19 protein-coding genes and 1 tRNA gene are annotated in these 21,762 nt (G+C 33.6%); 11 read left to right on the top strand and 9 right to left on the bottom strand.

Annotated elements, in window-relative coordinates; all coding sequences use genetic code 11:
* The first annotated feature begins 156 nt into the window (after nucleotides 1-156).
* Nucleotides 157-1,722, top strand: coding sequence for a ribonuclease Y (gene rny, locus ACNQGX_RS15145; RefSeq protein ID WP_315211536.1), 1,566 nt, complete (start codon nucleotides 157-159; stop codon nucleotides 1,720-1,722).
* A 281-nt stretch (nucleotides 1,723-2,003) separates the two neighbouring features.
* Here rny and ACNQGX_RS15140 read toward each other — a convergent pair whose 3' ends face one another.
* The 3 genes from ACNQGX_RS15140 to ACNQGX_RS15130 form a co-directional block, all read right to left on the bottom strand.
* A complete protein-coding gene (locus ACNQGX_RS15140; RefSeq protein WP_417977624.1) occupies nucleotides 2,004-3,530 on the bottom strand; it encodes a PAS domain-containing sensor histidine kinase in 1,527 nt (508 codons plus the stop codon).
* A 191-nt stretch (nucleotides 3,531-3,721) separates the two neighbouring features.
* A complete protein-coding gene (locus ACNQGX_RS15135) occupies nucleotides 3,722-4,618 on the bottom strand; it encodes a site-specific tyrosine recombinase (RefSeq protein WP_417977622.1) in 897 nt (298 codons plus the stop codon).
* An 80-nt stretch (nucleotides 4,619-4,698) separates the two neighbouring features.
* Complete coding sequence (locus ACNQGX_RS15130) at nucleotides 4,699-5,268, bottom strand: porin family protein (RefSeq protein WP_417977620.1); 570 nt, start codon at nucleotides 5,266-5,268, stop codon at nucleotides 4,699-4,701.
* 325 nt (nucleotides 5,269-5,593) lie between these two features.
* Between ACNQGX_RS15130 and ACNQGX_RS15125 the strand changes: the two genes are divergently transcribed.
* From ACNQGX_RS15125 to ACNQGX_RS15115, 3 genes are all read left to right on the top strand, one after another.
* Nucleotides 5,594-6,157 carry a porin family protein gene (locus ACNQGX_RS15125; RefSeq protein WP_417977618.1) on the top strand — a complete coding sequence of 188 codons (564 nt, stop codon included), beginning with the start codon at nucleotides 5,594-5,596 and terminating at the stop codon, nucleotides 6,155-6,157.
* 76 nt (nucleotides 6,158-6,233) lie between these two features.
* Entirely contained in the window at nucleotides 6,234-6,647 is a 414-nt protein-coding gene (aroQ, locus tag ACNQGX_RS15120; protein WP_417977616.1) for a type II 3-dehydroquinate dehydratase, read from the top strand.
* Between the two features lie 97 nt (nucleotides 6,648-6,744).
* On the top strand, nucleotides 6,745-9,231 hold the full coding sequence (locus tag ACNQGX_RS15115; RefSeq protein WP_417977614.1) for a DUF5686 and carboxypeptidase regulatory-like domain-containing protein: 2,487 nt from the start codon (nucleotides 6,745-6,747) through the stop codon (nucleotides 9,229-9,231).
* Between the two features lie 103 nt (nucleotides 9,232-9,334).
* Here the strand turns inward: ACNQGX_RS15115 and ACNQGX_RS15110 are convergent, their stop codons facing one another.
* From ACNQGX_RS15110 to ACNQGX_RS15095, 4 genes are all read right to left on the bottom strand, one after another.
* Nucleotides 9,335-10,201 (bottom strand): cation diffusion facilitator family transporter, encoded by an 867-nt coding sequence (locus ACNQGX_RS15110; protein WP_417977612.1) that lies wholly within the window; start codon nucleotides 10,199-10,201, stop codon nucleotides 9,335-9,337.
* Between the two features lie 115 nt (nucleotides 10,202-10,316).
* Nucleotides 10,317-11,627, bottom strand: coding sequence for a UDP-N-acetylglucosamine 1-carboxyvinyltransferase (gene murA, locus ACNQGX_RS15105; protein WP_417977610.1), 1,311 nt, complete (start codon nucleotides 11,625-11,627; stop codon nucleotides 10,317-10,319).
* 79 nt (nucleotides 11,628-11,706) lie between these two features.
* Nucleotides 11,707-12,432, bottom strand: a complete 726-nt coding sequence (locus ACNQGX_RS15100) for a DUF4290 domain-containing protein (protein ID WP_131915217.1) — start codon at nucleotides 12,430-12,432, stop codon at nucleotides 11,707-11,709.
* Nucleotides 12,433-12,521: 89 nt separating this feature from the next.
* Complete coding sequence (locus tag ACNQGX_RS15095) at nucleotides 12,522-12,806, bottom strand: DUF493 family protein (protein WP_417977608.1); 285 nt, start codon at nucleotides 12,804-12,806, stop codon at nucleotides 12,522-12,524.
* A 147-nt stretch (nucleotides 12,807-12,953) separates the two neighbouring features.
* Between ACNQGX_RS15095 and ACNQGX_RS15090 the strand changes: the two genes are divergently transcribed.
* The 5 genes from ACNQGX_RS15090 (at nucleotide 12,954) to ACNQGX_RS15070 (ending at nucleotide 17,546) form a co-directional block, all read left to right on the top strand.
* Nucleotides 12,954-13,490: an AAA family ATPase gene (locus ACNQGX_RS15090; RefSeq protein ID WP_131915219.1), complete on the top strand. Its 537-nt coding sequence runs from the start codon at nucleotides 12,954-12,956 to the stop codon at nucleotides 13,488-13,490.
* Nucleotides 13,491-13,571: 81 nt separating this feature from the next.
* On the top strand, nucleotides 13,572-15,467 hold the full coding sequence (locus ACNQGX_RS15085; RefSeq protein WP_417977606.1) for a RecQ family ATP-dependent DNA helicase: 1,896 nt from the start codon (nucleotides 13,572-13,574) through the stop codon (nucleotides 15,465-15,467).
* A complete protein-coding gene (gene fmt / locus ACNQGX_RS15080) occupies nucleotides 15,467-16,414 on the top strand; it encodes a methionyl-tRNA formyltransferase (protein WP_417977604.1) in 948 nt (315 codons plus the stop codon). Before ACNQGX_RS15085 ends, fmt begins: the two co-directional genes overlap by 1 nt.
* 181 nt (nucleotides 16,415-16,595) lie before the next feature.
* Nucleotides 16,596-16,868, top strand: a complete 273-nt coding sequence (locus ACNQGX_RS15075) for an HU family DNA-binding protein (RefSeq protein WP_073017033.1) — start codon at nucleotides 16,596-16,598, stop codon at nucleotides 16,866-16,868.
* Nucleotides 16,869-16,985: 117 nt separating this feature from the next.
* Complete coding sequence (locus tag ACNQGX_RS15070; protein ID WP_131915222.1) at nucleotides 16,986-17,546, top strand: YqgE/AlgH family protein; 561 nt, start codon at nucleotides 16,986-16,988, stop codon at nucleotides 17,544-17,546.
* Here ACNQGX_RS15070 and ACNQGX_RS15065 read toward each other — a convergent pair.
* Nucleotides 17,543-18,382 (bottom strand): aminotransferase class IV, encoded by an 840-nt coding sequence (locus ACNQGX_RS15065; RefSeq protein WP_417977601.1) that lies wholly within the window; start codon nucleotides 18,380-18,382, stop codon nucleotides 17,543-17,545. The genes ACNQGX_RS15070 and ACNQGX_RS15065 overlap by 4 nt on opposite strands.
* A 55-nt stretch (nucleotides 18,383-18,437) precedes the next feature.
* A complete protein-coding gene (locus ACNQGX_RS15060) occupies nucleotides 18,438-18,830 on the bottom strand; it encodes an START-like domain-containing protein (protein ID WP_131915224.1) in 393 nt (130 codons plus the stop codon).
* Nucleotides 18,831-18,985: 155 nt separating this feature from the next.
* On the opposite strand from ACNQGX_RS15060, the gene ACNQGX_RS15055 reads away from it, so the two are divergent.
* A tRNA-Met gene (locus ACNQGX_RS15055) sits at nucleotides 18,986-19,062 on the top strand.
* A 435-nt stretch (nucleotides 19,063-19,497) separates the two neighbouring features.
* Nucleotides 19,498-21,687 carry a SusC/RagA family TonB-linked outer membrane protein gene (locus ACNQGX_RS15050; protein WP_417977599.1) on the top strand — a complete coding sequence of 730 codons (2,190 nt, stop codon included), beginning with the start codon at nucleotides 19,498-19,500 and terminating at the stop codon, nucleotides 21,685-21,687.
* Nucleotides 21,688-21,762: the final 75 nt, after the last annotated feature.

The raw sequence follows: 21,762 nt of genomic DNA, 5'->3' as shown, positions 1-21,762 counted from the left end.
CTCAACACTAACAATTTAGAATGAGCAAATCATCACTACTAAAGCATGCCACACTTCGGTGAGGAAACTTGAACAGTGAGTTAGCTCAAAACTTGTCTTTTCGAGTTTATACAAGCAATCTAATGTAGGCTTTTTTATATATAAATTTTAACAAACATGGACAACATATTAACGATTATTATTTCAGGAATTATAGGTATTGCGGGAGGTTTTGGTATTGCCAAACTGATAGAAAAAAGCAATATTTCAAACTTAATTAAAAACGCAAAAAAAGAAGCAGCATCCATTTTGAAAGATGCTAATCTGGAAGCTGAAAACATAAAAAAAGATAAAATTCTTCAAGCAAAAGAGAAATTTATTGAATTAAAATCAGAACACGAACAAGTTATTTTATCCCGTGATAAAAAAGTTGCCGAAATAGAAAAAAGAGTTCGCGATAAAGAATCTCAAATTTCTAATGAATTATCAAAAGCTAAAAAAGTAAATGATGATTTTGAATCTAAAACTTTAGAATACACCACTAAAATTGAAAATCTAGATAAAAAACAAACTGAAGTTGACAAATTACATAAAAGTCAATTGCAACAATTGGAAGTTATCTCTGGTTTATCTGCTGAAGAAGCTAAAGATCAATTGGTAGAAGGATTGAAAGCAGAAGCAAAAAGCAAAGCAATGTCTCATATTCAAGACACTATTGAAGAGGCAAAATTGACGGCACAACAAGAAGCTAAAAAAATTATCATCAATACCATTCAAAGAGTTGGTACAGAAGAAGCCGTAGAAAACTGTGTTTCTGTATTTAACATTGAATCTGACGATGTAAAAGGTAGAATCATTGGTCGTGAAGGTAGAAATATCCGCGCACTGGAAGCTGCAACTGGAGTAGAAATCATTGTAGATGATACACCGGAAGCTATTATCCTTTCTTGTTTTGATCCTGTACGAAGAGAAATTGCGCGTTTGGCATTACATAAATTAGTAACTGACGGAAGAATTCACCCGGCTCGTATTGAAGAAGTAGTAGCAAAAACTGCTAAACAAATTGACGATGAAATTATAGAAGTTGGTAAACGTACCGTTATTGATTTAGGAATTCACGGATTACATCCTGAATTGATTAAAGTGGTAGGACGTATGAAATACCGTTCTTCTTATGGACAAAATTTATTGCAACACTCCCGTGAAGTTTCTAAGCTTTGTGGAATCATGGCTGCTGAACTTGGTTTAAACGTAAAACTGGCTAAAAGAGCTGGTTTATTACACGATATTGGTAAAGTTCCAGATGCCGAAAGTGATTTACCACACGCATTATTAGGAATGCAATGGGCGGAGAAATACGGTGAAAAAGAAGAGGTTTGTAACGCTATTGGAGCACACCACGATGAGATAGAGATGAAATCCTTATTATCGCCAATTATTCAGGTTTGTGATGCAATCTCAGGTGCAAGACCAGGAGCGAGAAGACAAGTATTAGATTCTTACATTCAACGTCTAAAAGATCTTGAAGAAGTAGCTTACGGATTCAGCGGTGTAAAAAACGCTTATGCCATTCAAGCGGGTAGAGAACTTCGTGTAATTGTGGAGAGCGAAAAAGTTTCTGATGAAAATGCGGCTAACTTATCTTTTGATATTTCACAAAAAATCCAAACGGAGATGACGTATCCTGGACAAGTTAAAGTAACTGTAATTCGTGAAACAAGAGCAGTGAATATTGCCAAATAATTTATTTTAATTTTACATATAAAAAAAACTTCTCATCACTGAGAAGTTTTTTTTGCATTATATATAAAGAAAAACAGCTTTAAAATATGCGGTCTATTATCGAAATCCGCTGATTAATCATTATGACTGTCCGTTACTTGCACCAAGCTACATCTTAGGAATAAAATTTAGCTATTTTGTCATTTCGACGAAGGAGAAATCACATAACGAGAGCAACTAATGAGATTTCTCCTTCGTCGAAATGACAAAATTAAATACATTGGTATTAACGGACAGTCATATTAATCATTCAAGCTATCGTTGAAAATAATTTTAAAAGTAGTTCCTACTCCTACTTCACTTTCAACGAAAACAGTCCCTTTCATCGACTCTATTTGATTCTTTGTTATATGCAATCCTAATCCTCTGGCTTCTTCATGCTTGTGAAATGTTTTGTACATTCCAAAAAGGGAATCTCCATATTTTTTCAAATCGATACCTAATCCATTATCTGAAATCGACAACGTTTTTTTGCCATTTTCCAATGAGAAAGAATATCTAATCTCTACGGTTTTGTTAGGATTCGAATATTTTATGGCATTTGTTGTAAAATTCAACAAAACACTTTCTAAGTATGCCGGATTAAAATCGACAAAAACGCCATCAGCAATATCATTTATAATGGTAACTTGATTGTGATTTTTTAAATTCTTAATCAAATCCAAAGTCTTATTTAAATATAAATTCAAGTCTAATGATTTAATCGGAATGTTCGAATTACTTTGTATTAGCACCAATTGGGTCAAATTAGCTATTGTTTCGTTTAAATCATTCGAAACAGTGCGCAAATGAGACAACATTTCTTTGTTGCTCTCTAAATTATCATCGGCATCTATAAAGTCTAAAAGTGATTTAATATTACCCGCTTGCGTATTTAGATTATGCGATACGATATGTGAAAAATTCAATAGTCGGCTATTTTGCTGACTATACAATTCCATTGTTTTTATTAACTCTAATTCTTTTTCTTTTTGGGAAGAGATATCAGTGTGCGTTCCTATAACTCGCAATGGTTTCCCATTGATGTCCCGCTCGATTACTTTTCCTCTATCTAAAATCCATTTGTACTTGCCACTTGACGTTAAAACACGGTGGTAATTTTCATAAAAAGGTATTTTATTGTCAAAATGATCATGAATATCAGAATAATATTTTTTTAAATCATCGGGATGCACAATTTCATCCCAACGTTCCGGATTATCAAAAATATCCAAAGACTCCTGCTCTAGAATTTTCATCGATTGTGAGGAATAGAAAACTTTGTTGGTCGTTAAATTCCAATCCCAGACTCCGGCTGTAGAAGCTTCCAGAGCAAATTTAAAACGCTCTTCAGAAATTTTAAGTTTGATTTCCTGTTCTTTTAAGTCCGTTACATCTGAAATTCTTCCATAAAAAGCAATATTCCCATCAGGATATAATTCTGGTTTTGATGAAACTTTAAGCCAACGCAATCCCTTTTCAGGTAATAAAACCCGAAACTCAAAATCCCATCTTGTAATGTTTCGTTTTGCGCTTACCAATGACTGAAAAAACGACAATCGATCCGCCTCAAATATCCTGTCATAGACAAGGAATTTGTCACTGTCAAAAAAATGATCCGAAGACAACTCAAAAAAATCGTTTACCGATTTACTCACTAATGGGAATAAATAGGTATTGTCAGGAGCAATCACAAATTCAAAAATTAAATCTGGAATCTCATTAAATAATTTATTGTAAAAATCATTTACCTCTTGGCAATTTTCGTTTTGGGGAAAATCAAAAACCATAACTACTTTTTATATCATTTGAATATGCCAACAATTTAGATTATATTTTTTATTAAACCGTCAAATTAACAATAAAATCGCATCAATTTAATGAGATAGTAGCCTTGCTATTTAGAAATTTCATTTTAGATTCGATCCGTAAACTTTTTCTTTCCTAAATAGCGCTGAATTAGCAATTATAAAACAAAATATTATTTTCTGGGATGAAATGAATTTAGAACTTGCGTCAGAAACTTTCGGTCAAGATGCACGTATATTTCTGTTGTCGTTATCGATTCATGACCAAGCATCAACTGTATGGAACGTAAATCAGCACCATTTTCTAAAAGATGTGTTGCAAAAGAATGGCGTAAAGTATGCGGACTAATGATTTTATTCAAATCAATTTTGACTGCTAAACTTTTAATTATAGTAAAAATCATAGCTCTGGTTAACTGTTTTCCTCTTCTGTTTAAAAAGAGCGTATCCTCAAAACCTTTTTGAACAGTACTATGTGTCCGAATCGTATTCCTGTAGATTTGAATGTATTTCTGTGTCAAATCACTTATGGGCACAAAACGCTGCTTATTTCCTTTACCCGTTATTTTAACAAAGCCTTCCTCAAAGAATAAATCAGAAATTTTTAGGGAAACTAATTCTGAAACCCGCAATCCGCAGCCATAAAGGGTTTCAAGCATCGCTCTATTGCGTTCCCCTTCGTTAGATGTTAATTCGACAGCCGCAATAAGATTGTCAATTTCATCGACCGTTAAAGTATCTGGAAGTTTCCGGCCTGTTTTAGGCGTTTCAATGAGTTCTAATGGATTGTTTAATCGGTAATCTTCAAATATCAAATAGCCAAAAAAACTTTTAAGGCCTGATATAATTCTGGCTTGCGAACGTGGATTGACTTCCTTTGAAACACTGTAAATAAATTGTTGCAGTGTTTCTTCCTCTATTTGTATTGGCGAAACTACTATTCCATTTTCTGTAAGAAAAAGACACAGCCGTTCTATATCGAAAGAATAGTTTTCGATAGTGTTTTTTGACAAACCCCGTTCGATTCTCAAATAAGACTGATAACTTTTGATGTATGAACTCCAATTCATGTTTACAAAGAAAAGCTTTTTTTAGGCATAAAAAAACCTCCCAAATTGGGAGGCTTAGAAATATTATATTTAATAAAATATTAGAATTTGTAACCTAAAGAAACTTGAAACACAGAATTTTTAGATTCCGATTCACCAGGAAATAATTCTTTCTGCCATCTGGTTACACCCAAATTATAACGCACGCCTAACATCAAATTTTCAGTAATATCATAGGCTGCACCAAAATTTACACTAAAATCGGTTGATTTAACATCATCTTTAATATCTACATCGTTCTCTTTGGCAGACACCAAGAAACCAATTTGAGGTCCTAATTCCAAACTAAAAGCATCAGCTACATAATATTTAGCCATAACTGGAATAATGATATAATTCAGTTTCGTATCTCCTCCTTCATCAAATTTAACTCCTTGTGTAGAGTATAGCAATTCAGGTTGCACTGCGAATTTGTCACTTACCATACATTCTCCAAAAACTCCTACGTGAAATCCTACTAAAGCGTTTGAATTTACTCCATATTGATCAACATCAGTAATTGAGGAAATGTTCAAACCTCCTTTAACTCCAAAAGACATTTCTTCTTTGTCTTGGGCATTTGCAAATCCAAATGTGAATACTGCGGCTGCCGTTAAAATAATTTTTTTCATGATTTATCATTTAAAATTTATAGACCCAAAGTTAAAAAATCATCTATAGAATCACTTATTAATCAATAAAACTCGTTGAACACCAAATTAATCCGATTAAAAACAACAAAAACTAACATTTAACAACTTGATTTAGAGCTATTTACGTAATTACAAAACGATTTTGCATAAAAAAACAGACCTAATCAGCAACTTAAAACAGCATCAACTTGATTTTAAAAGTAAGTGAATATTATAAGTAAAAAATATAAAATTATAATATTTCTATACTTTAAGAGTTTTATCTTGCAGGTTCAAATTAAGAACAATAATTAAAAACAATATTATGAAAAAGACAATTTTGGTTACCGTTTTACTGCTCGCTATTTCAAGTACTATGCAAGCTCAATTAGTTAAATTTGGAATTAAAGCTGGTTTAAACTACGCCAATCAAACCGGAAGTGATATTACAATAAACAGTGGTAATTATGACAAGGAAGCCATTACCAGTTATCACGCTGGTTTAGTAGCCGAGATTAAGTTAACCGATGGTTTTTCTGTTCAACCCGAATTATTATATTCGACACAGGGAGCAACATACAAATATGCAGCTACAGAATTCAAAAAGGAGTTAGGTTATTTATCAATTCCGGTTTTGGCAAAATTTCATTTGAATAAAACAGTCAGTTTAGATCTTGGTCCACAAGCATCTTTTTTATTGAGTGAGAGAAAAGAATTTAATGTAGAAAATGCAGAAACTTTTGAATTTGGAGTAGCTGGAGGTTTAGGTCTTAATATTACTAAAAACTTTTTTCTACAAGGTCGTTATGTATTAGGACTAACTGAAGCTTCAAAAGAAGCCGAAGTTAAGAACTCTGTTGTTCAAGTATCAGCTGGATTTACGTTCTAATTCCAATAAAAAATTAAATTTATCAAAACCGTTCTTTAAATTGGAACGGTTTTTTTATTTTTACAAAAAACGAACTATGAAAATCATCATCATCAACGGACCAAATCTTAATCTTTTAGGCAAACGTGAGCCCGAGGTTTATGGCAGTCAAACTTTTGAAGAGTATTTTACCTCTTTACAAATAAAATACATGGCCCTGGAATTGACCTATTACCAAAGCAACATAGAAGGAGAATTGATCGATAAAATTCAGGAATTTGGCTTTTCATACGATGGTATTATTCTAAATGCCGGTGCCTATACCCATACTTCCATTGGCATTGGCGACGCCATAAAAGCCATTACAACCCCTGTTGTTGAAGTGCATATTTCGAATACATTTTCGCGTGAAAGCTTCAGACACCAATCTTATATTTCTGGAAATGCAAAAGGAGTTATTCTGGGTTTTGGTCTAAAAAGTTATGAATTAGCCATACAATCTTTCTTGTAGCTCCCCAATTAAAATAAAAATATTCCTATAAATGTTTAACAAATAATTAATACCCTCTTTTTAAAGTTCTTATATTTTTGCGAAAGAAAAAACTTTCATGAAAAAATATTACCTACTGCTGATTTCTTTGGTATCACTTACCAACCATGCACAAATAAAAGGAACCGTTTCGGATGAAAAAGGGAATCCCCTGCCTTTTGTAACCGTTTTTCAAGAGGAAACCTATAATGGAACTACCTCAAATGAGGTCGGAAAATATGAGTTAAACCTGAAAAAATCGGAAAAGCAAACAGTCGTATTTCAATTTTTAGGTTTTAAAACGCAAAGAATAACAATTCAGAAGGATAAGTTACCGTATTCATTTGACGTTAAAATGATTGAAGAAAGTTATTCTTTGAATGAAGTTGTAATCAACACCAAAATTAATCCTGCAATTGCTATCATAAAAAATGCAATTGCCAGTAAAAAAGAAAATACCGAAAAAACAGCTCGTTTCAACGCCGATTTTTATTCCAGAGGTATTTTTAAACTAAAAAATGCCCCTAAAAAAATATTCGGTCAAAAAATTGGTGACATGAATGGCTCTTTGGATTCTACAGGAACCGGAATTATTTCATTGTCTGAAACTTTCTCTAAGATTACTTTTGAAAAACCCAACAATTTAAAAGAAGTGGTCACCGCCTCTAAAGTAAGCGGAAGAGACAATGGCTACAGCTATAATACGGCCCGATCATCTTTTTATGATTTCTATGACAATACGATTGACTTTGGGGTTAATATGATTTCTCCAATCGCAAATAATGCGTTCAATTATTATAAATATAAACTGGAAAGTACTTTTTATGATGCCAATAATCAAATGATCAATAAAATAAAAGTTACTGCAAAACGTGACAGCGAACCTGTTTTTGAAGGTTACATTTATATTGTTGAAGATTCATGGGCCATATATGCCGTTGACTTGGATATAAAAGGATACCGAATGAAAGAGGAATTTGTTGATGTCATGACCTTAAAACAAAACTTCAGTTACAATAAAAGCAGTAAAATTTGGGCTAAAAATACCCAAAGTCTTGATATTTCAGCCGGAGCCTTTGGAATAAAATTCAATGGAAAATATACCTATGTGTATAGTAATTATGAATTTGTAAACTCCTTTGCTAAAAAAACTTTTTCAAATGAAATTACAAGTGTCGAAATAAATTCAAATAAAAAAGATTCTGTTTTTTGGAATAGCAACAGGCCCATTCCTTTAACAATCGAAGAAAGCACCGATTACATTCGAAAAGATAGTATTTACAAGGTTCGAAATTCTAAAATATATTTAGATTCTATTGATGCAAAAGGGAATAAATTCAAACTGCTGAAGATCCTAACGGGTTACACTTATAAAAATAGTACCGAGAAAAAATCCTTTAGTTATGAAGGATTATTAAATCTGGGCTCCTTAAGTTTCAATACCGTTCAAGGATATAATTTTGATTCTGGATTTAGATACACCAACTGGAAAAATCAGGAAAAAAAAGGAATATACACTTCCATCAGTACAAAACTCAATTACGGTTTTGCTGAAGATCGTTTGCGTGTAACAGGGCAATTTATCCATCGGTTCAACAATCAGAATTATGCCACTGTATACTTGACAGGAGGCAGTTCCGTCAAGCAATTTAATCCCAATGAACCCATCAGTAAAGTTATAAACACGATAAGTTCATTGGCATTCAAGAACAATTTCATGAAGTTGTATAATCTAGAATCGGCAGCTATTGGGTACAGCCAGGATATTGTAAATGGAGTAAACCTAAATGGAAAGATAGAATACCAACAACGCAAACCATTATTCAACAACACTGATTTCTCTTTGTTTAGCAAGGACGATTTATACACTTCTAATAATCCGCTGGCACCAGATGACTTTATTACTCCTGCTTTTGAAAAGCATCATTTGATGAAAGCTACTCTAAATGCAAAAATAAATTTTGGAAACAAGTATTCCTCGCGTCCCGATGGGAAATTTAACATCCGAAATGAAAAATATCCGACTCTTTATTTAGGCTATGAAAAAGGGTTTGCTGCCAATGAAAAAAAATATGAATTTGACCACATTAATGCACGATTAACCTATGATTTAAAATTGGAAAACAAAGGAACTATAGGAATGAATTTAAAAGCTGGTAAATTTTTGAATGCAGAAAACATCTCCTTTGTAGACTACAAACATTTCAATGGAAATCAAACACATATAGGCCAGTCAGAACGCTATTTGAATGTTTTCAACTTATTGCCTTATTATTCCAACAGTACAAACAACCGCTATTTTGAAGCACATGGAGAATACAATGACGAAGGCTATATTATGAATAAAATTCCGCTGTTGAATAAATTAAAATCAACTTTAATACTGGGTGCTCATACACTTTCTACACCAAATGTTAAGCCCTACACAGAATTTACGGTTGGTTTGGATAATTTAGGTTTTGGGAAATTTAAGATGCTACGTATTGATTATGTGCGTTCTTACCAAAATGGTTTCCAAGGCGACGGAGTAGTTTTTGGACTTAAATTTTTAAACATTTTAGAGTAAAACAACAACAAATAGTTTAACAACAAGAAAAAAGGCACGAGAACTAATCTTCTTGTGCCTTTTTTAGTTTTTATAATTTTAAAAAATAATTTAAATAATGAAATTAATTCGGTTCTACATGAATCAAAACGTGACCCAATTCCGGGATTTTCTCTCGCAAAGTGTCTTTCAGTTTATGTGCTAAGTCATGTCCTTCTTTTACTGTAATATTTGAATCCACAATTGCATGTAAATCTACGTGATATTGCATTCCTGCTTTTCGAATAAAACACTTTTCCGTATCTATGATTCCGTCTACTTGAAGTGAAACTATCCGAATTTGTTCAATTAAATCATCGTATAAATGTTCATCCATTATTTCCCCCAAAGCTGGTCTGAATATTTGATAACTATTATAAAGAATGAATCCTGAAGCAAAAAGTGCTGCCCAATCATCGGCTGATTCGTATCCATTACCTAAAATCAAAGCAATTGAAATCCCAAGAAATGCCGCCACGGAAGTTATTGCATCGCTGCGATGGTGCCAGGCATCAGCTCTCAGTGAGGAACTATTGGTTTGAATGCTCCTTTTCATCACTAATCGAAAAGAATACTCTTTCCAAATAATTATTGCCCCAAGAACGATTAATGTCCATGGTTTTGGCAATTGATGTGGTGTGCCAATATTGATGACACTTTCATAAGCAATAATGGTGGCAGAAGTGATTAAAAAACCAACAACCAAAAAAGTGATTAAAGGCTCTGCCCTTCCGTGCCCATAAGGATGATTTTTATCCGCTGGTTTATTAGAATATTTAATTCCAAATAACACCAAAAAAGAAGCAAAAATATCAGTGGTAGATTCAATTGCATCCGCTATTAAAGCATACGAATTCCCGAAAAATCCCGCCAATCCTTTTATAATTGCCAGACATGTATTTCCAACAATACTAAAATAAGTAGCCTTTATCGCTGTTTGTTCGGTTGACATGATCTTTTTCTAAAGATTAATTAAAATTAAAAACGTTTAAGTAAACCGTATTGAATGCTTAGATTCAAATCCTATTTGGTTTACTTAAACGATATTTTATAATTATTTATTTGATTTATGCGCGTACAATATTGGCTCCAATGGCTCTCAATCGTTCGTCAATGCGCTCGTACCCTCTGTCTATTTGTTCAATATTCTGAATGGTACTCGTTCCTTTTGCCGAAAGCGCTGCAATCAATAATGAGATTCCCGCACGAATATCCGGAGAAGACATTGTAGTCGCTTTCAATTGTGATTTGAAATCGTGTCCCATAACAACTGCACGGTGTGGATCACACAACATGATTTTAGCTCCCATATCGATTAATTTATCAACAAAGAACAATCTGCTTTCAAACATTTTTTGATGAATCAATACATCACCCTTCGCTTGAGTGGCAACTACAAGAACAATGCTCAATAAATCAGGAGTAAATCCAGGCCAAGGTGCATCTGCAATTGTTAGAATAGAACCATCAATATCTGTTTTTACTTCATACCCATCTACGTGAGCAGGAATGTATATATCGTCTCCTTTACGTTCCAGAGTAATTCCAAGTTTTCTAAAAGTATTAGGTATAACACCCAAATTATCCCAACTTACATCTTTTATCGTAATCTCCGATTTTGTCATTGCAGCAAGACCAATCCAACTTCCTATTTCGATCATATCAGGAAGAATTCTATGCTCACAACCACCTAAACTTTCAACACCTTCAATAGTCAATAAGTTAGATCCAACACCCGTTATTTTAGCTCCCATGGAGTTTAACATTTTACACAATTGTTGTAAATAAGGTTCACAAGCAGCGTTATAAACTGTTGTTCTTCCTTTGGCCAAAACGGCAGCCATAACAATATTAGCGGTTCCGGTTACGGATGCTTCGTCCAGTAACATATCGGCACCTTTCAATCCTTTAGGCGCTTCTACACCATAAAAATGATCTTCTCTGTTGTAACGAAACTTAGCTCCAAGATTTATAAAACCTTCAAAGTGAGTATCCAATCTTCTGCGTCCAATTTTATCACCACCTGGTTTTGGAATATATCCTTTTCCAAATCGTGCCAAAAGTGGTCCAACAATCATAATAGATCCACGAAGAGAACCGCCTTCTTTCTTGAAGGCTTCGGTTTCTAAATACTCTATATTCACTTCGTCAGCTTGAAAAGTATAAGAGCCAGATCCTGTTTTTTGGATTTTAACTCCTAAATTTCCTAAAAGCGTAATTAGTTTGTTGATGTCAATAATATCAGGAATATTATTAATAATCACTTTTTCAGGCGTTAAAAGAACAGCACATAAAATTTGTAATGCTTCATTTTTTGCCCCTTGTGGCGTGATTTCTCCTTTTAGACTAATGCCTCCTTCTATTTTGAAAATTCCCATTTTTTTTTAGGTTATGGGTTACGGGTTATGGGTTATGGGTTGCTCATAAAGAACGCATAACTCTTAACCAATAACTGTTTTATAAAGGTTTTCTATTTTGATTTTTGTGCGTCGGATTTGGTTTTCCAGTTTTTACATTCTTATTGCTAAGGATTTTTGGCTGCCCTACCGGCAAGATTTTATTCGAAACCCGTTTATTCGTTCGTAATAAATCAGTAGTATTCAGCAGCTCTTCCGTACTTTGAAGCAAATTCAGCTTACCATCTGACAATTCGTATAAATGTTCGAAAATGACATCATCTTTAACGGTGTCTTTGTTCCAACTCAAATAGGATTTTTTCATGTGATTAGCGATCACTTTCACTAAAGCACTTTTCATCTCTCCATCTTCCCATTTATTGGCCACATCAATCATGTATTTTATGTTGTTGCCATAATACCTGTATTTTGGAAAATTCTGAGGATAACTTAACACATCCGGTTTCAATTGTAATACTTCACGGGATGGAATTGGATACGGAGAATCAGCCACTAATTTAAAATCAGACATGATAAAAATCTGATCCCACAATTTGTGCTGAAAATCAGGAACATCACGCAAATGCGGATTCAAGCTACCCATAACCTGAATAATGTATTTTGCAGCTTTGTTGCGCTCCACATCATCTTCAATTTTAGTTGCCTGATCAATCAGTTTTTGCAAATGGCGTCCATATTCCGGAATAATCAAATGCGATCTTTCCGCATTGTATTCCAAATGATGCACCACATCGTTCGAGTTTTCTTTAATATATTTTGAATTCATATTCGAATGTATATTTTTTGATCTTACATGCTCTTTTTCGAAGATTTATAATCATTCGAGTATATTGCATCAAAAATTTTGTTTTATATCTAAAGAGAAATAATTCCCTTAATGGTAGAAACTTCTAGGTATTTATCTACTATTTCTTGCGAATCTTTCATGGTTACGTCAACAGATATACTGGTAAACTTGCCCGTCCTCGATTTTGTCGTTTTTATAACCGCTCCCATACAATCAAAAGCCAACTCAACACGTTCAATATTATCATTATCTGTTGGCACAATAAATTTAAATAAGTATTCCGCCGGCCATGTATTGCTCATATCCAACTCTACTTTTAATCTATCATAAAATTCTTGAGTGTTCTTATCCATTTTCTATTTAAAAATAAAGGCAAATATACAGTTTCAAACGTAAATTATGAATTTTGAATTATGATTTTTTACCTAATATTATTTTAACCGCAATGATTTTTTCAAATCCCAATAAGTTTAAGTAAATTTGCCCCTTATTTTTTAAAAGTGCAGAAAGAAATCATAGTTATCATTGGCGGTCCAGGAACAGGTAAAACAACTATCATCGATGGATTGATAGCTAATGGATATTGTTGCTATCCCGAAATTTCGCGGGAAGTAACTTTAGAAGCAAAAAAACAAGGAATCGAGCAATTATTCCTCGAAAAACCACTGCTATTCAGCGAATTACTTCTTGAAGGAAGAAAAAAACAATTCCAGAATGCTTCAAAAGAGCCACATGAAGTCGTTTTTATTGACCGGGGAATTCCGGATGTTTTGGCTTACATGCATTATATTGGCGATAGCTATCCTGCTACTTTTGATATAGCTTGTCGCGAACATAAGTACTCTAAAATCTTCTTTCTTCCGCCTTGGGAAGAAATCTATATTAGCGATCACGAACGTTATGAAAACTTTGAACAAGCTAAACTCATCTGTAATCACCTTACTGAAACGTATCAAAGTTACGGCTACGAACTGATAGAAGTCCCTAAAGATACCCTGGATAACAGAATTCTTTTTATCTTAGACAAAATTAGTTAAAAGTTAAGAGTTAAGTGTTGTGTGCACATGCTAACTGTATTCATCAACAACTTATAACTTATAACTCATAACTCTCAAACAATGACTGAAGCGTTAGCTATTCTTCAAAAATATTGGAAACACGACAAATTCAGGTCACTGCAAAAGGAAATTATCGATTCCGTTTTAAGTGGCCAAGATACTTTTGCATTGATGCCAACCGGCGGAGGCAAATCAGTCTGTTTTCAGATTCCGGCAATGATGAACAAAGGGATTTGTCTTGTAATTTCGCCATTAGTAGCGCTGATGAAAGATCAAGTTGCTAATTTGCAAAAGCGAAACATCAAAGCCATTGCATTAACTGGCGGCATCAGATCCGAAGAAATGATTGATTTGCTGGACAATTGTCAATTCGGTAATTATAAATTTCTCTATTTATCTCCCGAACGCTTGCAATCTGACTGGATTCTGGAACGAATAAAAAACCTTCCCATAAACTTAATTACCATTGATGAAGCGCATTGTGTTTCGCAATGGGGACATGATTTCCGACCTGCTTATTTGAAGATTTCCGCATTAAAAAAACATTTCCCTAAAGTACCTTTCCTTGCATTAACGGCTACTGCGACTCCAAAAGTCAAAGAAGACATCATTACTGAACTGGGATTGCATGATCCGCAAGTGTTCGAAAAATCATTTGAAAGAGAAAATATCGCCTACATGGTTTTTGAAGTGGAAGATAAACTTTTCAGAACAGAACAAATCCTGAAGAAAAACCCGCAACCATCAATCATTTATGCGCGAAACAGAAAATCCTGTTTGGACATTTCCTCACAACTAAATTCGTTAGGATTTAAAGCAACGTATTATCACGGTGGACTTTCGTCCAAAGAAAAAGATAAAAACATGCAGTTGTGGATGAATGAAGACGTACCCGTTATTGTGGCGACCAACGCCTTTGGGATGGGAATTGACAAGGCCAATGTAAAAACTGTAATTCACATTCAACTTCCCGAAAACATGGAGAATTATTACCAAGAAGCGGGACGTGCTGGAAGAAACGGAGAAAGAGCATTTGCAATCTTATTGACCAGCCCTTCTGACATAATACAAACTGAAAATCAATTTATAAATATTCTTCCCGATAAAAAGTTTTTGAATCTAATGTATGTCAAACTCTGTAATTATTTCCAGATTGCTTACGGAGAAGGAATCAACGAACAGTTTACATTCAATTTGCATCATTTTTGTTTAAAATATGAATTCCCCACATTGAAAACATACAATGCGATGCAATTTCTGGATCGACAAGGAATTATCAATTTGTCTCAAGAATTTTCTGAAAAAATCACGTTACAATTTCTTATTCCTTCCAAAGAAGTGATTCGTTATATGAGTTTGAATCCTAATGACGAGGAAATTATTTTGGCAATATTGCGAACCTATCCCGGAATTTATGAAATGCAAACTGCTTTCAACTTACAATTGATTGCCAAAAAATCAAATCACAAGGAATCTGAAATACAAGCAGTTTTACATAAATTAAAAGAAAAAGAGATTATTGAGTACCATTCGAAAAATAATGATGCCACAATATTATTTAATGAAATTCGAGAAGATGAAAGAACTATCAGTCGGGTTTCAAAATATTTAGAAAATCAAAATCAGTTAAAAAAAGAACAACTCCAGTCCGTTCTTCATTATGTCAATGAGAAAAAGGTGTGCAAAAACAAACTGATTTTGAATTATTTCGGCGAAGAAACAAACGTTGATTGCGGTATTTGTTCGTTTTGCATTACCAAAAAAATCAAGAAAAAAGATAGTACGTTACTTTCGAAAGAAATCATTGCTTTATTGCAAACCGAAGATTTAAATTCGAGAGACATTCAAAATAAAACTAAAAACAGTCCTGACGAAGTTATCTTTGTACTTCAGGATTTATTAGAAAACAACACTATTTTGGTTAAACCAAATAATAAATATACTTTAAGAACATAATGGAAAAATTACGAATTATTTTTATGGGAACGCCCGAATTTGCTGTGGGAATATTAGATACAATACTTAAAAACAACTACGAAGTTGTGGGTGTCATTACTGCCGCAGACAAACCTGCCGGTCGTGGACAAAAATTAAAATATTCAGCAGTAAAAGAATATGCGCTAGCCAATAATCTTACTTTATTACAACCTGTAAACCTAAAAGACGAAACTTTTTTATCGGAATTGAAATCATTGAATGCCAATTTACAAATTGTGGTTGCCTTCAGAATGTTACCAAAAGTAGTATGGGAAATGCCATCGTTAGGAACTTTCAATCTTCACGCTTCACTCCTACCGAACTATCGCGGAGCCGCACCTATTAATTGGGCAATAATAAATGGAGAGACTAAAACGGGCGTGACTACTTTTTTTATTGACGATAAAATTGATACCGGCGCAATGATTTTAAGCTCGGAAACACCAATTGACGAAACCGAAAATGCGGGTCAATTGCATGACCGATTAATGGATTTGGGAAGCAAGACCGTTATTGATACTTTGGAGATGATTGAAAAAGGAAATGTGTCCACAATTATTCAAAAAGACACTGCCGATATTAAAACGGCTTACAAACTTAACAAAGAAAATTGCAAAATAGACTGGACAAAACCGGCTTTAGAAATAAACAATCTGATTCGAGGTTTGAGTCCGTATCCAGCAGCTTGGTGTTTTATTGGAGATAAAAATGAAGAGTGGAATGTAAAAATATACGAAACTAAAATTGTTTTAGAAGATCATAATCACACGATTGGAAGTCTGATTTGTACCAAAAAAGAAATGAAGGTTGCGGTAAAAAATGGATTTATACACGTGTTGAGTTTACAATTTCCAGGTAAAAAGAAGATGAATACACCCGAATTGCTCAATGGAATCACATTTTCAGCTGAGGCAAAGGCCTATTAACATCAACAAAAACGGGTATTTTGTTCATTTTAATCAGAAAAAACCTTGCTTTTGTTAACAAATAAAACAAGTTATCAACAAAACAAACTAAAATCGTACAAAACGCTTGCAAGGAACGTATTTCCTACTAAATTTGTGTATTAACAATTTTTTTTTAACCAACAATTAATAACTATTTATTATGAACAAATCAGAATTAATCGATGCTATCGCTGCTGATGCAGGAATTACAAAAGCTGCAGCTAAATTAGCTTTAGAGTCATTTTTAGGAAACGTAGGTGGTACTTTGAAAAAAGGTGGAAGAGTATCTTTAGTAGGTTTCGGATCATGGTCAGTTTCAGCGAGAGCTGCTAGAGACGGTAGAAATCCTCAAACAGGAAAAACGATTCAAATCGCTGCTAAAAATGTAGTGAAATTTAAAGCTGGTGCAGAATTAGAAGGAGCGGTAAACTAATTTAAGTTTTCCAATATAACTAAAACCTTCCAGATGGAAGGTTTTTTTATGCATTTCAACGATTTTATTTTGTACTATTATAATAAAAAACTTAAATTTAATAAAAATTATATTCCGATGATTACAGATAAACTAAAAAAAGGATATCTGCTTATTGCAGAGCCTACGATAATTGGGGATCTATCATTTAACAGATCGGTAATTTTATTAGCTGATTATAATCAGGAAGGATCAGTTGGTTTTATAATTAACAAACCTTTGAAGTATACCATTCATGATTTAATCCCGGATATTGACGCACGATTTAAGATTTATAATGGCGGTCCAGTAGAACAAGACAACCTTTATTTCATTCATAACATTCCAGATTTGATTCCTAATAGTATCGAAATCTCTAATGGAATTTATTGGGGAGGTGATTTTGAATCGACAAAAGAACTCATCAATAAAGGCGTAATTAACAATGATAACATCCGATTCTTTCTAGGGTATACAGGTTGGGACGAAAACCAATTAGAGAGCGAAATGGAAAGCCATTCATGGATTATTACCGCAAATAGCTATGAAAATAAAATAATTGGAAAATCAGCAACACATTTCTGGAAAGAACAAATCATGGAATTAGGTGGAGAATACCTCATCTGGTCTAATGCCCCTGAAAATCCATACTTAAATTAAGTAGTACCGATCATTTCATTAAGCTTTTCAGTCAATTGGACTGATATAGCGGTAGTAAATACTTTTTTTCGGTATTGGGTTATCGGTTGAATTCCTTTTATCACATTAGTAATAAATAATTCATCCGCTTTTTGAAGGTCAAACGGAGAGATTACTTCCTCTACAACTTCTAAATTTTCTATTTTTTTAGCCAAAGCTAGAATCTGCTTTCTCATAACACCATTCAAACATCCTTCAGAAATCGGGGGGGTAATTAGTTTGCTTCCCAACAGCATAAAGATATTCCCCTGCAATGCCTCAACAACATTTTTACTGTCATTCAATAATAGACAATTATCCAAACCATTTTCATTCGCAAAAATGCTTCCTGTTATATTTATGATTTTATTAGTCGTTTTAATAGACGAAAGCAATTGTTTTGTAATGTAAAAATCTTTGTATAAATCTACTTCATATTGCTTTTTTTCAATTGAATACAACGTGTTCTCAAGTGCTACTGTATGGATCAAAAAAGATACCGTATTATTTTGTGGTAAATAATAACCTCCATCATTTCTATAAACGGTGATTCGGGCTCGAGAAGAATCAGTCAATGCCTTTTTTTTCACTAAAGAAAGTATTTGTTCTTCAAGATATTCCATGGTAAAATTCATTGGAATTTCCATTCGAACGACACGCATCGAAGACATTAACCTAAAATAATGATCCTCGAGAAAAAGGATTTTACTGTTTAGTATTTTAACCGTTTCAAAAACGGCATCGCCATATAAAAAAGCTCGGTTTTGTGTCAATATATTAGCATCCTCAGATACAATAGTCCCATTAAAATTAATCATAAAAAAAGCCCTAAATTTTATTCAGGGCAAATATAAGTTATAAAATACTATTTTACTATACGGAACCGATGAGATGTTTAAGATCCGAAATTTGATTTTCCCACAGCAATGTTGCTTCATCAACCTCATCCTTATCGGCAAAATCAACAACCATTAAAGATACATCCTTGGTTAGTTCATCGACTAAAATATGCAATTCAAAAAAGTATTCCGTGTCTTTGCTATTCTCATCGACCCATTTGAATTTTACTTTTTCACCTGTTTTCTTGGAAGCAAGTCTGGCTTTTTCTTGGGAGTCATTCCAAATGAAGGTAAAAAACTCACCTCGAGAGTTCACATTATCGGCAAACCATTCAGACAAACCTGACGGAGTCGATATATATTGATACAATAATTGAGGCGAAGAATTTATGGGAAACTCGATTTCGTAACGTACTTTTTGATCCATGAGCTACATTTAATTTTTTGGAAATATATAGAATATAACTCCGAAAAAAAAGCATTTTTAAAAATATTTTTTTTTATTAAAAATATGCTTGCAAGCATTAATTTTATTTTTATATTTGCACCCGCATTCAGGGATGGTTATCCATCCGGAATCATGGCGAGATAGCTCAGTCGGTTAGAGCGCAGGATTCATAACCCTGAGGTCCCGAGTTCAAATCTCGGTCTCGCTACCAAGGTAAAATCCCTAATACTAAAGTGTTAGGGATTTTTTTATGCTTGCACTTTTTTGTTTTACTAAAAATACACCATTAGAACATAAAAAAGTATTCAAAAATCAAGATTTATATCCACGAATTAGACATCCTTCTATAAAATCAATTATCAAAATAAGAGAAAATGAAGTTCTTTCAAGAGATTTGAATCTACAGGACATTGCTATTGAAAGCTTAAAATCAAAAAATGCAAGATCTATAAGGATTTAAAACTTTATGACTTGCAACTTTAGGGCACGACTAAAATTTCTTAAACACTCCCTTAAAGCTCACTAACCAATAACTTTACATTATGATTTGTTTTTTAATAAAAGAATACGTTTTGTTAAAAGTATCATAATATCCTATAAACATCCTACAACTAAGTTTGCCCTTGAAAATCAAACTTTACAAAAAATGAAAATCTTAGGACAAAAATTATTGTTTTTTTTATTTGTTTTTTCTGTTCATTTAATTAATGGACAAACAAAAACAATTACAGGAAAAGTAACCGACCAATCGGGGCTTCCATTACCAGGCGCCAGTATAATGGTCAAAGAGAGCAAACTAAGTTCCATATCAGATTTAGATGGAAACTATTCCATTAAAGCTGAAAATGGGAAAACGTTAGTATTCTCCTTTATGGGTTTTAAAACTAGAGAGATTTTAACTTCCGACGCATCTAAAGTAGATGTGGTATTGGATGATAATTCAATGGCTTTGGGGGAAGTCGTAGTAACTGCTTTAGGTATCAAAAGAGACAAACGGGCTCTTGGATATGCTTCACAAGAATTAAAATCAGATGACATCAATAAAGTCAACTCCACTAATTTTGTTTCCAATTTATCAGGAAAAGTGGCCGGTGTTCAAATAACAGGTTCCGGAAATGGAATTACAAGCTCTTCGAGAGTGGTGATACGCGGCGATAAATCTTTAAACATTAATAATAACAGCCCATTATTTGTTGTTGACGGAATACCGATTAACAACAACACGTATGGAGTTGGAGGCAACTCAACCAATCAACGTGATTTACCAACGGATTATGGAAATGGCGCATCCGAAATAAACCAAGAAGATGTAGAAAGTGTGAATGTATTAAAAGGTGCAGCGGCATCTGCCCTGTACGGATCAAGAGCGGCAAATGGTGTTATTGTCATTACCACAAAATCAGGTAAAAAAAATAAAGGACTCGGCGTTTCCATTTCTTCCTCTTTCATGACAAGTGAAGCGTTAAGACTACCAGAAATACAAGGTGTTTACGGTGCAGGATCGAAACTAACCTATGATCCGGGAGCAGATACTAATTTAGGTCCTAGATTAGATGCCGGATTGTCTATTTTACAAAACGGAAGCCCAGGCTATTCTGTTGGTCAAGGAGTAGCACTTCCTTTCCAATTCAGATATGATTTGAATGACTTTTTCAGAAAAGGAAATTCAATTTCTAATTCGGTATCCATAACCGGTTCAGATGAGAAAACTAACTTTCGTTTGAGTTATGGAAAAACCACAAGTGAAGATATTGTACCGAATTCAAATTTAAAAAGAGACAATATCAGTTTAAACTTAAACTATAAAATTTCTGATAAATGGAAAGTAATAACGATAGCTACCTATACAAAAAGCGGCAGTGACAATACTCCTGTAACAGGATATGGAAGTCAAGGGCTGATGTATAATCTATTATGGAATCATACCAATGTTGATTTAGACTGGCTTAAGGATTATTGGATTATAAAAGATGTCAAACAAAACAGCATGTTCAGCTGGGGAGACAATCCTTTTAAAATTGCTTATGAAAACATCAATGCCTTTAAAAAGGGACGTCTATTTGGAAACATGGCATCAACGTATGATTTCAATGAAAACCTTTCTTTAATGGTTCGAATGGGAATGGACAATTCTAATGATTTCCGTTGGTCACGAAGACCTATTGGATCTTCCAGATATCCACAAGGAATGTACCGTGAACAAAGTATCGCTTTTACGGAGTACAATGCAGATGCTTTACTTACTTACGATCGTACTTTTGGAGATTTCTCCACAAAATTTTCTTTGGGTGCAAACCGAATGAATCAATACACATCTGAAGGTAAAATTGAAGGACAGGGAATTAGTATTCCTGGAATTTACAACTTACAGAACATTAATGTAATGCCTATACAATCCCGAAATATTTATAAGAAACGTATAAATAGTACTTATGGAATGGCAAATATTGGCTACAAAAATTATCTTTATTTAGATCTGACCGCCAGAAACGACTGGTCTTCTACACTTCCGGCAGATAACAATTCTTATTTCTATCCTTCGGCATCTTTGAGTTTTATCCCTACTTCATTGTTTGAAATGAATAAAAACATTGATTTTTTAAAATTTAGAGCAAATGCGGCATCTGTAGGAAATGATACTGATCCGTACCGTTTAGTAAAAACGTATGAAAATGGAGCTTTAGCAGGTACATTAACAAATCCAAGTACTATTTTAAACAGCAATTTGAAACCTGAAATCGCAACATCCTATGAAGTAGGTGTTGAAGCTCAGTTTTTCAACAAAAGAGTAACATTATACCAAACACATGTATTATATAGTCCAAATTTCATCTAAAAACACATAGCTATATCCACAGATACTCATTACCTCTTTTTTGCTTGTAGCTTTTACGAGGTTAGTAATGAAATC

This window comes from Flavobacterium glycogeni (assembly GCF_048286775.1).
Taxonomy (GTDB): Bacteria; Bacteroidota; Bacteroidia; order Flavobacteriales; family Flavobacteriaceae; genus Flavobacterium.
The sequence above is the reverse complement of the archived record's forward strand: the minus strand, read 5'-3'. Positions and strand labels throughout refer to the sequence as shown.

Excerpts from the sequence above, each read along its gene's own strand:
- ACNQGX_RS15050 (WP_417977599.1), top strand. The coding sequence starts at position 19,498 with ATGAAAATCTTAGGACAAAAATTATTGTTTTTTTTATTTGTTTTTTCT.
- ACNQGX_RS15085 (WP_417977606.1), top strand. The coding sequence starts at position 13,572 with ATGACTGAAGCGTTAGCTATTCTTCAAAAATATTGGAAACACGACAAA.
- murA (WP_417977610.1), bottom strand. The coding sequence starts at position 11,627 with ATGGGAATTTTCAAAATAGAAGGAGGCATTAGTCTAAAAGGAGAAATC.
- ACNQGX_RS15110 (WP_417977612.1), bottom strand. The coding sequence starts at position 10,201 with ATGTCAACCGAACAAACAGCGATAAAGGCTACTTATTTTAGTATTGTT.
- ACNQGX_RS15115 (WP_417977614.1), top strand. The coding sequence starts at position 6,745 with ATGAAAAAATATTACCTACTGCTGATTTCTTTGGTATCACTTACCAAC.
- rny (WP_315211536.1), top strand. The coding sequence starts at position 157 with ATGGACAACATATTAACGATTATTATTTCAGGAATTATAGGTATTGCG.
- ACNQGX_RS15060 (WP_131915224.1), bottom strand. The coding sequence starts at position 18,830 with ATGGATCAAAAAGTACGTTACGAAATCGAGTTTCCCATAAATTCTTCG.
- ACNQGX_RS15140 (WP_417977624.1), bottom strand. The coding sequence starts at position 3,530 with ATGGTTTTTGATTTTCCCCAAAACGAAAATTGCCAAGAGGTAAATGAT.
- ACNQGX_RS15135 (WP_417977622.1), bottom strand. The coding sequence starts at position 4,618 with ATGAATTGGAGTTCATACATCAAAAGTTATCAGTCTTATTTGAGAATC.
- ACNQGX_RS15100 (WP_131915217.1), bottom strand. The coding sequence starts at position 12,432 with ATGAATTCAAAATATATTAAAGAAAACTCGAACGATGTGGTGCATCAT.
- fmt (WP_417977604.1), top strand. The coding sequence starts at position 15,467 with ATGGAAAAATTACGAATTATTTTTATGGGAACGCCCGAATTTGCTGTG.
- ACNQGX_RS15125 (WP_417977618.1), top strand. The coding sequence starts at position 5,594 with ATGAAAAAGACAATTTTGGTTACCGTTTTACTGCTCGCTATTTCAAGT.
- ACNQGX_RS15095 (WP_417977608.1), bottom strand. The coding sequence starts at position 12,806 with ATGGATAAGAACACTCAAGAATTTTATGATAGATTAAAAGTAGAGTTG.
- ACNQGX_RS15130 (WP_417977620.1), bottom strand. The coding sequence starts at position 5,268 with ATGAAAAAAATTATTTTAACGGCAGCCGCAGTATTCACATTTGGATTT.
- ACNQGX_RS15070 (WP_131915222.1), top strand. The coding sequence starts at position 16,986 with ATGATTACAGATAAACTAAAAAAAGGATATCTGCTTATTGCAGAGCCT.
- aroQ (WP_417977616.1), top strand. The coding sequence starts at position 6,234 with ATGAAAATCATCATCATCAACGGACCAAATCTTAATCTTTTAGGCAAA.
- ACNQGX_RS15075 (WP_073017033.1), top strand. The coding sequence starts at position 16,596 with ATGAACAAATCAGAATTAATCGATGCTATCGCTGCTGATGCAGGAATT.
- ACNQGX_RS15065 (WP_417977601.1), bottom strand. The coding sequence starts at position 18,382 with ATGATTAATTTTAATGGGACTATTGTATCTGAGGATGCTAATATATTG.